The following is an 11,657-nucleotide window of genomic DNA, read 5'->3' on the forward strand; positions in this document are numbered from 1 at the left end:
AACACAGGCCGAAGTGCAAGCATTTTCTTCACGACCGGAGTGGACCTTCCCGTCCGGGACCCTCGGCGACCTCACCCGCGCCTCTCATGAACGGGCGGGCCTCGTCAGTGCCACGTTGCCAGAACTGCGGCGCGCGGCCCGCGATCTTCCGCCCGCGCCCACAGTGGCAGACTTTGCCGCCGCGCTTCGCGGCGCGGCGATTCGCGTGATCGCCGAGGTCAAGCGGGCTTCGCCTTCGAAGGGAGCGATCAACGCCAGCATCAACGCGGCGTCGCAGGCCGCGCACTATGTCGCCGGAGGCGCGGCCGCCATCTCCGTCCTGACCGAACCCACGCGCTTCGGTGGGTCACTCGACGACCTCTCGGCGGTGGCGGCACGGGTGGGAGTGCCAGCCATTCGAAAAGACTTCCTCGTTCATCCCGTCCAGCTCTGGGAGGCGCGGGTGCGCGGCGCCACCGCCGCGCTCTTGATCGTACGCGCCCTCTCGCCAGACGAATTGGCGATGCTGATGGACGCCGCCCGCGAATGCGGTCTGGCGACGCTCGTGGAAGTGCGGGACGAAGCGGAGCTCGAACGCGCACTCGCGGTTGGGGCCACTGTGATCGGGGTGAACAATCGAAACCTCGAAACGCTCACGATCGACCCCGCCACCGCGCCCGCGCTGATTCCACACATTCCCGTGCACTGTGTGGCGGTGGCCGAAAGCGGCCTGCAGCACGCCCATGATGTCACGCCGTCCGCTCTGGCGGGTGCCGATGCGATTCTCGTTGGTAGTGCCATTTCCGCGTCGGCCGATCCGACGGCGGCGGTGCGCGCCTTGTCTGGGATCGCGCGGTCGACCACGGCCCGGCGTTGATGCCAGCAGCCGAGTCCGACCGTTCGCGCTCGGTGTCCATCGCGGTCAAGATTTGCGGGCTCACGCGCGTCGGCGATGCGGCGCACGCGGCGCACGTCGGAGCGGCGTATCTGGGTGCAATCATGGCGGGCGGTCCGCGGCTGCTCAGGTGGGATCGGGCCCGTGCGGTGCTTGGCCCGCGCCGTCATGATCTGCAGCGAGTCGTCGTGTTCGGCGAGCAACATCCCGACGAGGTAATCGTCACGGTGAGAGCGCTCGATCTCGACATCGCGCAGTTGCACGGCACGTGCACGCCCGACGCCATCGAAATCATACGTCGTGAAACCGGGCGGACCGTGTGGCCGGTCCTCCGCGTCGCCGGAACCACGTTGCCCGACGGCGCCGCTGCGCTCGCCGCCGCGGCCGGGGCCGTGGTGCTTGACGCGCACGTGGTGGGGCAGTTGGGAGGAACCGGTGTCGCGTTGGACTGGTCTGGACTTCAGGCGGCCGTCAGGGCGCTTCGGGCGTCGGTACCGGGGGTCCGTATCATCCTCGCGGGCGGCTTGCGTCCGGCGAATGTGATCGAGGCGATCCGATTGCTTTCTCCTGACGTCGTAGACGTATCTTCAGGAGTGGAATCCGAGACGGGTGTCAAGGATCCGGTGTTAGTCGAACAGTTCGTCGCGGCCGTTCACTCGGCCGCAGGGATGCAGCGATGACCATGGTGGAGACAGCGAATGACGCGATCGCGTCGCAGGATCGTTTTGGCCCGTTCGGTGGACGGTATGTTCCGGAAACGCTGATCCCAGCGCTCGATGCACTCGCAGCGGCGTTTGAGGAGACGCGTCGCGATGTCGCGTTTCAGGCGGAGCTCGCCGCGCTGCTCCAAGAATACGTCGGACGCCCGACAGCGCTTTCCTTCGCGCCGCGGTTGAGCGCGCGTATCGGCGCACCGGTATGGATGAAGCGCGAAGATCTGTGTCACACCGGTGCGCACAAGATCAACAACACGGTAGGACAAGCGATGCTGGCGCGTCGGATGGGGAAGCGCCGCATCATCGCCGAAACCGGCGCCGGCCAGCACGGCGTGGCGACGGCGACGATTTGCGCGCGCTTCGACCTCGAGTGCGTTGTGTACATGGGCGAAGAGGACATGCAGCGTCAGGCGCTGAACGTGTTCCGCATGCGCCTCCTGGGCGCGACCGTCGTTCCCGTATTGTCAGGGACTCGCACGCTCAAGGATGCGACGACGGAGGCGATTCGTGACTGGGTCGGGTCCGTGAACGACAGCCACTACATTATCGGATCGGTGGTGGGGCCGGCACCGTATCCGCGCATGGTGCGCGAGTTTCAATCGGTCATCGGGCGTGAAGCGCGCGCGCAGATGTTGGTGCGCGCCGGCGCGCTGCCGAAGACGGTCGTGGCGTGTGTTGGTGGCGGATCGAATGCGATGGGTATCTTCGCTGGATTCGTGAACGATACCGGCGTGGAACTCGTCGGTGTCGAAGCGGCCGGCGAAGGCCTCCATACCGAACGGCATAGCGCGTCCATCACGCGCGGGACGCCCGGTGTGCTGCATGGGTCGCTCAGCTATCTGCTGCAGGATGCCAACGGACAGGTACATCCGGCACACAGCATTTCCGCCGGGTTGGATTACCCCGGCGTCGGCCCGGAGCACGCGTGGATGCACGACACCGGTCGCGCCGAGTACGTGTCGGTCGACGACACCGAGGCGCTTCGTGGTGTGGCCTTGCTGAGTCGGCTCGAGGGCATCATCCCGGCGCTCGAGACTGCGCATGCGGTTGCGTGGATCGAGCGTGAAGCGGGACGCTGGTCGGATCAGGAGCCGATCCTGCTGTGTGTCAGCGGCCGCGGCGACAAAGACATCGGTACGATCAATCAGTACACGCTGCCCGAGGTATGATCACGACGGGGCACGAGGCGACCGCGTCGCCGCAAGCGGTGGCGGCGATCGAGGACGCGCTGCGCGCCTTCGCGAAGGCGCTTCGTGCCATTCAGTTGTATTTGCCGAACAATCCGACGCGGGCGGCCGCCATCGAACGGGTGCGTGGCGCGTTCGGCGCCGTCTGGCGCGTCGCGAATCCGCTCGAGATCCAGATCAAGGAAGCATCGTTCGAGTGGGAGGGGAGGACCGTGTATCTCGACGCGGAGCGCGGCACAGACGGCTTGCCGTGGCTGCTGTATCGTGATGGACTGCGGTCGTTGGCCGTGCACAGCGGCTTCGAGACCACGGATCTCGACGCGTTCCTTGCCATTCTGCACAAAACGCGCACCGCCGCGCCGGATGACGACGATCTGGTGACGTTACTCTGGGTGGCCGACCTCGCGACGCTCGCGTACCGCCACGTCGAGCACGATGCGGTCGGCGACATGCCCGTAGTCGGTGGTGCCGACCGTCCCGGCGTGGCGGTGTTTGCGCCGGGCGTCGCGCCACTGGGGGTGCCCGCGATGGAGTCTTCGCCACCAGGTGAAGGCCCCCCGCCCGGCATGATACGGGTAGAGGACTTCGACAGCACCCTGTATTTCCTCGATACGCGGGAAACGACGTATCTGCAGGAGGAACTCAAGCGCGAGTACGCCGAGGATCATCGCAAGCTGGTGGTGGGCAGTTTGTTCGACGTGATCGAAGGGCAGTCGGTTCCCGAAGCGCAGCTCGAAGCCCTGCGCACGGTGGATCAGCTGCTGGTCGATTTTCTCACGCTCGGCGACTACGAACTCGTGGCGTTGTCGCTGCGGGAGGCGTCGGTCACGTCGCGACGGTTGGTCGCCGATGAACGTGTCATGGCGGCGTTGCGCGACCTCCCGGCGCGGCTCAGCGAACCAGCGGTGATATCGCAGCTGTTGCAGGCCCTCGACGAGAGCGCGCGCACCCCGGTGGCGTCGCTGCTCGAGGAACTGTTCGTGGAGCTGCGGGCGTCGGCCCTTGAACCGCTCGTAGCATGGATCGGTATGGCGACCGCCTCACCCGCGCGCGCCGCCATTGAGCGCGCCTCGGCGCGTTTAGCCGGTGCGCACACGGCGGCGTTGGCGCAGTTGCTTGAGCATGCCAGTGAGTTCGTTGTGCGTGGGGCGTTGCGACTCGCTGCCCAGCTGGCGACGCCGGCCGCCGTGCCCGGGCTTGCCCGCCTGCTGCGTGGTGGCGATGTGAAGTTGCGGGTCGAGGCGCTCAACGTGCTAGGCGAGATTGCGTCACCGGCGGCGCTCCAGGCGGTCGAACGCGGTATCGACGACAGTGATCGCGACGTGCGAGTCGCGGCGTTTCGGGTGATCGCCACCCGCTTGCATGCGGCGGCGCTGCCGCGATTACTCGATGCGGTGCGGCGCAAAGAATTGCGTTCGGCGGACCTGAGCGAGAAGATGGCGCTCTTCGAAGCGTTCGGCAGTATGTGCGGCGACGTCGGCGTTGCCGAACTCGATACGCTGCTCAATGCGCGAAGCCTCCTGGGGGCGCGTGAACCGGCGGCGCTTCGCGCGTGTGCCGCCCGCGCCCTCGGCATGGTCGCCTCGCCGCTCGCGATTGCCGCGCTACAGCGCGCGGCCGACACGAAAGATGTCGTCGTGCGCAGCGCCGTCGCGCGCGCGATGCGAGGGAACGCGTGAGCGTGCCGCATACGTCCGCAGTGGGCATGCCGTCGGGTGATCCCCAGGCGCAGCGCACGGCGCGCGGATTCGTCGTTGCGCTGCACGGCGCCGTTCGTGCGGTGCGGCTCTATCCGGTCGAGAACAGCGCGGTGCAGAAGGCGATCGCCGAGCTGGGGCATGCGGTCGAACGCGTGGAGTTGGCCGACGGCCAGTGCCGTTTGCGGCGGGTCGGTGACTACGTATTCGTCAACGAGACGCGCCTTCGACTCACACTCGACAATTACGCCGCCGTGGCCTACGTGTTGGGTCTTCTGCGCGAAGCGGGGCTTGGCGGTTTCGCGGTGATCGCTCCCACTTCGCCGCGTGTCTGGGTCGTGTTGCTCGCGTTCCTCCAGGCACCGCCCATGGAGTATCCCGAAGACGAGCGACTCGACCAGCTCTCGGCTCGCGTCCGGCAGTCGGGGGTCGTTTGCTTCGAGTTCTATCCACCGGTCGACGAGTCTGATCAGCACGAAACGGTGCTGGATGCAAAGGAGCGAGCGCGACAAACGTACGTGCGCTCGCTTGATGTGACCCGTGAAGTCATGTCGTCGGCCCGTCTCGGGCGGAGCGCGGGACTCAAGCGGGTCAAGCGGGCGGTGCAGGGCATCGTGGACGCCATCCTCACCGATGCCGCTTCGCTGATCGGTCTGACGACGTTGCGCGAGTTCGACGAATACACGTTCGTGCACAGTGTGAACGTGAGCATCCTTTCCGTGGCACTGGGACGTCGGCTCGGGCTGACCAAGCCGCAGTTGCTCGACCTTGGCCTTGCGGCGTTGCTGCACGACATCGGTAAATCCCGGGTCCCGCTCGATCTGCTGAACAAGCGAGGCTCGCTCGACGATCGTGAACGGGCAATCCTGCAGACGCACCCGTGGCAAGGCGTGCTTTCGATGTTTGCGATGCCGACCGGCTCGGCCCGCCCATGGCGCGCCATGACGACGGCCTACGAGCATCACATGCGCATCGATCTGACGGGGTATCCCAAGCCACTGCGGCCGCGTCGCCTCACGTTGTACAGCAAGATCATCGCGGTGGCCGACGGATTCGATGCGGCGACCACAACACGCGTGTATCAGGACGCACCGTGGACACCGGCGGATGTGCTGCGCGGCATGCGCGACAACGCGCGGCTCGGACTGGATCCGGTCGTCGTGAAGGCATTCATCAACCTCACGGGCATCTATCCGGTCGGCACGCTGGTGGTGCTCGATTCCTTCGCGCTCGCGATGGTCGTTGCCGCCAATCCGGATCCCGGCGCGCTGTCGCGTCCCCTGGTACGCATGATCACGGACGCCCAAGGGAACCGGCTCAGCGATTTGCAGGTGTATGACCTGACATCCTGCCACGTATCCGGCCAATTTGAACACACCATCATCCGGACCGAGGACCCACAACGCTATGGTATCAACATCGGTGAGTACTTCGCCTGACGTCTCCGCCCCCAAGGCCTCCCGGCTCTCCGCGCGCTTCGCCGCGCTGGCGGCGGAAGGCCGTCGGGCGCTCGTGTGCTATGTCACGGCGGGGCATCCCGATCCTGAGCAGAGCGTGACGCTGCTGCGTGGAATCGCGGCGGCGGGCGCCGACGTGATCGAAGTCGGCGTGCCGTTCTCCGATCCGATGGCCGACGGTCCGGTCATCCAGCAGAGTTCTCAGATCGCCCTCGACCATGGGGTGAGCCTCGAGAGGACCCTGCACATTGTGCGTGACGCCGCGCTTGACGTGCCGGTGGTGTTGTTCAGTTACCTCAACCCGATCATCGCCGGCGGTCCCGACGTGTTAGCGCGGGCCCGCGCCGCCGGTGTCGATGGCGTGCTCGTGACCGACTTGCCGGTCGGTGCCGATCCGACGCGCGAAGCGTGGTTCGGCGCGAGTGGCCTCGATTTCGTGCGCTTGGTGGCGCCGACGACACCGGCCCCACGCATGGCGGAGATCGCGCGTCACGGTGGCGGATTCGTGTATCTCATTAGCCGACTGGGGGTCACCGGGGAACGCGCTGAGCTGCCCCCCGATCTTCCCGACACGGTGGCACGGCTACGCTCGTCAACGTCACTGCCGATCTGCATCGGCTTCGGGATTTCCACGCCGGCGCAGGCCAAAGCAGCGGCACAGCTGGGCGATGGCGTGGTCGTGGGGAGCGCCCTAGTGCGGGCCGCCGGTCGCTCCGTGCAGGAGGCGATCGAACTCACGGCGGCCCTGCGCGCGGCGATCGACGAGATCTGACGAATCCCATGACACCCGAGATGCTCAGCGACCAGCCGCGTCTCGAGCTGCCGTCATGGTCGATCGTGACCGACAAGCGGCGCGCCCACATCGCGCGCGTCGTGGGCTTGTTGCGCACTTGGGCTCACGCGCTCGCGCTGTCGTCGACAGAAGCGCACGCCTGGATGGATGCGGGAGCGTGGCACGATGCGTTGCGCGACGCCGACGAGCCGAGGCTGCGTACTGAAACGGGCGATCTCACACGCCCGATCGGTCTGTTGCACGGCCCGGCGGCGGCGATCCGTCTCGTTGCGTTCGGAGAAACGCGTCAGGATGTGCTCGACGCCATCCGCTGGCACACGGTCGGGCAGACGAGTTGGTCGCGCGTAGGGCAGGCACTCTACATGGCGGACTTTCTCGAGCCGGGGCGTTCGTTCATGCAGGCCGATCGCGCCTTTCTCGCCAGCACTGTTCCACTCGCGTTCGATCAGGTTTTTCGCCAAGTTGTTCGTCTGCGAATAGAGTGGGCGATTCGCGAAGGAAAAGGGCTCGCGCCGGAAACTGTGGCGTTGTGGGATAGTGTGCGATGAGGTCCGCGCCGGGCTGGCCGTCGATGCCGACAGCGGAGTTACCGCAACGTAAGCGTCGTGGTTGGGTGATCGTCGCGTTGCTGGCGGTGGTACTGCTCGGCGCCGGCGCGGCGTGGTGGCGCACGCGTGGCACGCCTGCGGTCCGCGTCGCCCGGGGCACGATGGCTGCGGTCGATGATTCGCTCGCCCGAGCACCGAGTGACAGTCGAGTGCGCGTGCGGGTGCTCAACGCATCCGGCACCCGCGGCTATGCCCGCCGCGCCACGCTCGAGTTGCGGGATCGCGGGTTCGACGTGGTGGAGTATGAAACCGAGCAAGGACAGGCGCGCAGCGGGACGGTGATCGTATCACACACCGGTCATAATGACTGGGCCGACCGGCTGCGGCGCGCGTTCGGGACCGGCACCATCGAGGCGCGTGCCGACTCGCTACGCTTCGTCGATCTCACCGTCTACGTGGGTCGCGACTGGAAGCCGGCGACCGAGGCGCTCCGTCCGTAACTGACCACACGCCGCGGCAATGTCGAGCCCACGGCTGCGACGCACCGCCGTCTCTACCCCACGAGCGCGGAGCGCGCGCGAGAACGAGGCGATCACTGATCCCGGCGACGGGACGAAGCCCATCGTGCCGCCGGGGTGCAGCGGAATTAGATTCACGAAAGCGCGGCACTCGCGAGCCAATTGCGCCAGCTGCAAGGCATGCGCCGGCTGGTCGTTGACGCCGCCCAACATAACATACTCGAACGTGACGCGGCGATCGAATTGCGCCGCCGCCGCGATCACGTCAGCCAGCGGATATTTCGTGTTGACCGGCATCAACGATTCTCGCAAGTCATCGCTTGGCGCATGAATCGAGATGGCCAGGCGAAACTGTTCGGGGCGCTCGGACAGCGCCACAATACCCGGCAGTACGCCGACCGTAGATATGGTGATATGTCGCGCTCCGATTCCCAGCGCGCGTGCATCGTTCAGGAGCGACAGCGTGGCATCCACCGCCTTCCAGTTCATCATCGGTTCGCCCATGCCCATGAATACGATGTTCGTGGGGAGGATCGGCGGCGACAGCAGGCGAAGCTCGCGCACCTGTCCGGCGATTTCAGACGGTGTCAAGTTGCGTTGAAAACCCATCGCGCCGGTGGCGCAGAACGCGCACTGGAGTGCGCATCCCGCCTGCGACGAAATGCACAAGGTGATCCGGTCGCCGTCAGGAATCGACACAGTTTCGATCAGCTGCCCGTCGGCCATCCGGAAGAGAAACTTCTCGGTGCCGTCGGTCGACGTCTGGCGGGTGGAAAGCTCGAGGCGAGGAAGGTGAAACGACTGCGCGAGCGCCTCGCGGAGCGCTTTCGGCAATTCGGTGATCTCGTCGAACGCACGAACCGGCCGCTGCCAGAGTCGGGCAAAGATCTGCGCCGCACGATACGACGGCTCGCCACGCGCCGTGAGCCACGCGAGGAGTCGCAACATGGCAGCATCCGGCGCGAGATCGAGCAGGTTTTCGGTCGGTATCGTGTTTGACATTATTCCTTGAGAATCGAACTGAGCGTGAACTGATAAACGGGTCCGAGCCCCGAGATGCCTTCCTCGCGCGCCACACCGACCACGTACCGCGCATAGTACACGGCAAGCCCAGAGCGGATACGCATCACGCTGGTGGCCCCCGCTGATGCCCGGACGATCGCGGCCCGGGCTTCCAGCCGATCCAGTCGACCCGAGAGAAAGGGTCCGCGCTCAGTCGCGCCGCGATTGACGTTGTTCTGACTGACGCCGAGGCGAAGCTCGCGCGAGGCCGAATCGCCGACGACTCGAGCGTCGATGGCGGCCACGAACGCCGGCCGATCCTCGACTTCACGCCCCGGTCGCCAGAGAAAACTGGAGAGCGCGATCCTGGCGTTCTGCCACGGGAGATCGTGCAACACCACTCCGAGGTCCGCCGCGACGGCGGAGTTCACCTCCCGATCGGCCCGGCCTTCGCGCCACCGTATCGCCACTCCGGCCGTAACGTGCGGCACAAGGGTGCGCGCGGCGGTCGCGCTTACCAAGACGCTCGCGTAGCTGATGTCACCGATGCTCTGCGGGTCGCTGTCGGTGCGCACAAGGCCGGCGACCGAACTTCGCGCCACCGACAGGCCCAGCGTGGTGCCCGAGGCGCGGCGATACGACGCGGACAGCAGCTGCCCGTCAACACCCTGTTGCGCTCCCGTCGACAACGACGCCACGCCGAGGCGGATGCGCTCGCCTGGCCGGAGCGCAGACACCGCCGGATTCCACAATCCAGCGCCGGGCTGGGTCGCCAACGCGGCAGGCTCGAGAACGGCGCCGAGTGGAAACTCCCAGAGATCGCGCGCAGGCACCGGCTGCGCGACGAGCCCGCGGGCCGAGAAAAACACGGCGATCCCGCCGATGAGCATAGGGCGCATAGCGGACACTAACGGTCACCGCCTTGGCGGGTCAAGCGAATGCCCCCCGCCATCGCTACCGAGATCAGCGTAAATCGTTTAACTTTCATCGGTTGCGGCCGTTCACCGGTCCGTGTACTTCCCTGATTCGCCCCGTTCGGAGCGCCGCGCGTAATGTTGTCTTCGCCAGAGCAGTCCGTGCTCGCCACTTCGCTTCGTACTGACACGTGCGGCCTTCTTCGCCCCATCGATGTCGGGCGCACCGTTCGCCTTGGCGGATGGGTGCACCGCAGTCGCGATTTGGGAGGCCTCGTATTCATCGACCTGCGCGACCGCACGGGGCTGGTGCAGTTGGCGTTCGGGCCGACCTGGAGCGATGCGGAGACGCTGCGTATTGCCGCCGCCGTTGGTGTCGAGTCGGTGGTGTTGTGCGAAGGCGAAATCGTCGCGCGCGAACCGGAGCGACAGAATGCGGATATGCAGACCGGCGCGATTGAAGTGCGCGTCACGTCGGTGCGGGTGGTCGGCCCAGCGGTCACGCCGGCGCTGCCGGTGGCGCGGGGACGCGGAGAGAAGCTGGCGGCCGAAGAGCTGCGCCTGCGCCATCGCCATCTCGATCTCCGTCGTCCGGAGCTGCAGGAGAATCTGGTGTTGCGGCATCGCTTGTTGCAGGTCTCCCGTCGCTTTCTCAGCGATCGTGGATACCTCGAACTCGAGACGCCGATTCTCACGAAGCCGACGCCGGAAGGCGCGCGCGATTACCTCGTGCCGAGCCGCGTGCATCCGGGCGAATTCTACGCGCTGCCACAGTCGCCGCAGATTTACAAACAGCTGTTCATGTGCTGCGGGTTCGATCGCTATTTTCAGATTGCACGTTGCTTCCGCGATGAAGACCTGCGTGCCGACCGGCAACCGGAATTCACCCAGATCGATATTGAAGCGTCGTTCATCGGGCGTGAGGATATTTTGGCGCTCGCGGAAGAACTCATCGGCGCGCTCTGGACCGAGGCCGGTCACACCATCCCGGCGCGATTCAATCGCATGAGCTACCACGATGCGATGGAGTGCTACGGGTGCGATCGCCCCGACCTGCGGTACGAACTGCCGCTCGCCGACTACACGGCGGTATTCGCCGCGCTCGATTTCGCGGTCACAACGAGCGCCATCGAAAACGGGTCGCGCGTGCGCGGACTGGTTGTACCGGGTGGTGCGGCGTGGAGCCGCAAACAGGTGGACGAGCTGGAAGCCTTGGCGAAGAGCGCTGGGGCCGGCGGACTGCTGCGCCTGCGACACGCCGACGGTGCGTATGATGGCCCGTTGGCCAAGTTCCTGACGGACAACGCGCGCACGGCGTTCGCGCTGGCTGACGGAGACCTCGCGTTGTTCGTCGCGGCTCCTGATCGCGTTTCCAACCCGGCGCTCGATCGCGTGCGCCAGGAATGTGCACGTCGGCTCGATCTCATCGACGACACGTTGCAGCGATTCGTTGTAGTGATGGACTTCCCCATGTTCGACGAAGATCCGACCACCGGCGCGCTCGCCGCGGTGCATCATCCGTTCACGGCGCCGCATCCCGAAGACATGCAGGCGTTCCCCGACCAGCCAGCGCGTTGGCGTGCCTTGGCCTACGACGTCGTGCTGAATGGGACGGAGCTCGGTGGTGGGAGCATTCGCATCAGCGATCCGGCCATGCAGTCGCGGATGTTCTCGCTGCTCGGGATTGGTGATGTGGCCGATCAGGAGCGTCGGTTCGGCTTCCTGCTGGAAGGACTCCGCGCTGGCGCTCCACCGCACGGTGGCATCGCGTTCGGGTTCGACCGCATTGCGATGCTGCTTTCAGGCGCGCCCTCGTTGCGCGACGTGATTGCCTTTCCGAAAACAACCGCCGCCCGCTCGCTCTTCGAAGGGGCGCCGGTCGCGGTGCCCGATGACGACCTGTCCGAGCTGCATCTCACCGTTACTGGGATCAACGCGTGAATGGCAACGA

Annotated in this window: 11 protein-coding genes; 9 read left to right on the forward strand and 2 right to left on the reverse strand. The window is 66.1% G+C overall.

The features are described 5' to 3' along the window. Positions 1 to 13 precede the first annotated feature (13 nt). The 8 genes from ACLL97_RS18405 to ACLL97_RS18440 are packed head-to-tail and all read left to right on the forward strand — an operon-like array spanning position 14 to position 7,772. Positions 14 to 856 carry an indole-3-glycerol phosphate synthase TrpC gene (locus ACLL97_RS18405; protein WP_411281938.1) on the forward strand — a complete coding sequence of 281 codons (843 nt, stop codon included), beginning with the start codon at positions 14 to 16 and terminating at the stop codon, positions 854 to 856. Continuing rightward, complete coding sequence (locus ACLL97_RS18410; protein ID WP_411281939.1) at positions 856 to 1,554, forward strand: phosphoribosylanthranilate isomerase; 699 nt, start codon at positions 856 to 858, stop codon at positions 1,552 to 1,554. The genes ACLL97_RS18405 and ACLL97_RS18410 overlap by 1 nt, the downstream gene beginning before the upstream one ends. Next, positions 1,551 to 2,759: a tryptophan synthase subunit beta gene (gene trpB / locus ACLL97_RS18415; protein WP_411281940.1), complete on the forward strand. Its 1,209-nt coding sequence runs from the start codon at positions 1,551 to 1,553 to the stop codon at positions 2,757 to 2,759. The genes ACLL97_RS18410 and trpB overlap by 4 nt, the downstream gene beginning before the upstream one ends. Next, on the forward strand, positions 2,756 to 4,456 hold the full coding sequence (locus ACLL97_RS18420; protein WP_411281941.1) for a hypothetical protein: 1,701 nt from the start codon (positions 2,756 to 2,758) through the stop codon (positions 4,454 to 4,456). The genes trpB and ACLL97_RS18420 overlap by 4 nt, the downstream gene beginning before the upstream one ends. Continuing rightward, positions 4,453 to 5,913, forward strand: a complete 1,461-nt coding sequence (locus ACLL97_RS18425; protein WP_411281942.1) for an HD-GYP domain-containing protein — start codon at positions 4,453 to 4,455, stop codon at positions 5,911 to 5,913. The genes ACLL97_RS18420 and ACLL97_RS18425 overlap by 4 nt, the downstream gene beginning before the upstream one ends. Then, positions 5,897 to 6,703, forward strand: coding sequence for a tryptophan synthase subunit alpha (gene trpA / locus ACLL97_RS18430; RefSeq protein WP_411281943.1), 807 nt, complete (start codon positions 5,897 to 5,899; stop codon positions 6,701 to 6,703). Before ACLL97_RS18425 ends, trpA begins: the two co-directional genes overlap by 17 nt. An 8-nt stretch (positions 6,704 to 6,711) precedes the next feature. Next, positions 6,712 to 7,272, forward strand: a complete 561-nt coding sequence (locus ACLL97_RS18435; protein ID WP_411281944.1) for a hypothetical protein — start codon at positions 6,712 to 6,714, stop codon at positions 7,270 to 7,272. Next, complete coding sequence (locus tag ACLL97_RS18440; RefSeq protein ID WP_411281945.1) at positions 7,269 to 7,772, forward strand: LytR C-terminal domain-containing protein; 504 nt, start codon at positions 7,269 to 7,271, stop codon at positions 7,770 to 7,772. The genes ACLL97_RS18435 and ACLL97_RS18440 overlap by 4 nt, the downstream gene beginning before the upstream one ends. Here the strand turns inward: ACLL97_RS18440 and rlmN are convergent. Continuing rightward, entirely contained in the window at positions 7,701 to 8,792 is a 1,092-nt protein-coding gene (gene rlmN, locus ACLL97_RS18445; protein WP_411281946.1) for a 23S rRNA (adenine(2503)-C(2))-methyltransferase RlmN, read from the reverse strand. The two genes, ACLL97_RS18440 and rlmN, sit on opposite strands and share 72 nt — an antisense overlap. After that, complete coding sequence (locus tag ACLL97_RS18450; RefSeq protein ID WP_411281947.1) at positions 8,792 to 9,691, reverse strand: hypothetical protein; 900 nt, start codon at positions 9,689 to 9,691, stop codon at positions 8,792 to 8,794. The genes rlmN and ACLL97_RS18450 overlap by 1 nt, the downstream gene beginning before the upstream one ends. Positions 9,692 to 9,868: 177 nt before the next feature. On the opposite strand from ACLL97_RS18450, the gene aspS reads away from it, so the two are divergent. After that, entirely contained in the window at positions 9,869 to 11,647 is a 1,779-nt protein-coding gene (gene aspS / locus ACLL97_RS18455; protein WP_411281948.1) for an aspartate--tRNA ligase, read from the forward strand. The last annotated feature ends 10 nt before the right edge of the window (positions 11,648 to 11,657 follow it).

Origin of the sequence: Gemmatimonas sp., from assembly GCF_046594945.1 — a bacterium.
In the GTDB taxonomy this organism is placed as follows: domain Bacteria; phylum Gemmatimonadota; class Gemmatimonadetes; order Gemmatimonadales; family Gemmatimonadaceae; genus Gemmatimonas.

What these genes read in the sequence shown, in the direction of transcription:
- ACLL97_RS18410 (WP_411281939.1), top strand. Translation starts at nt 856, where the DNA reads ATGCCAGCAGCCGAGTCCGACCGTTCGCGCTCGGTGTCCATCGCGGTC.
- ACLL97_RS18435 (WP_411281944.1), top strand. Translation starts at nt 6,712, where the DNA reads ATGACACCCGAGATGCTCAGCGACCAGCCGCGTCTCGAGCTGCCGTCA.
- ACLL97_RS18450 (WP_411281947.1), bottom strand. Translation starts at nt 9,691, where the DNA reads ATGCGCCCTATGCTCATCGGCGGGATCGCCGTGTTTTTCTCGGCCCGC.
- ACLL97_RS18440 (WP_411281945.1), top strand. Translation starts at nt 7,269, where the DNA reads ATGAGGTCCGCGCCGGGCTGGCCGTCGATGCCGACAGCGGAGTTACCG.
- trpB (WP_411281940.1), top strand. Translation starts at nt 1,551, where the DNA reads ATGACCATGGTGGAGACAGCGAATGACGCGATCGCGTCGCAGGATCGT.
- ACLL97_RS18420 (WP_411281941.1), top strand. Translation starts at nt 2,756, where the DNA reads ATGATCACGACGGGGCACGAGGCGACCGCGTCGCCGCAAGCGGTGGCG.
- rlmN (WP_411281946.1), bottom strand. Translation starts at nt 8,792, where the DNA reads ATGTCAAACACGATACCGACCGAAAACCTGCTCGATCTCGCGCCGGAT.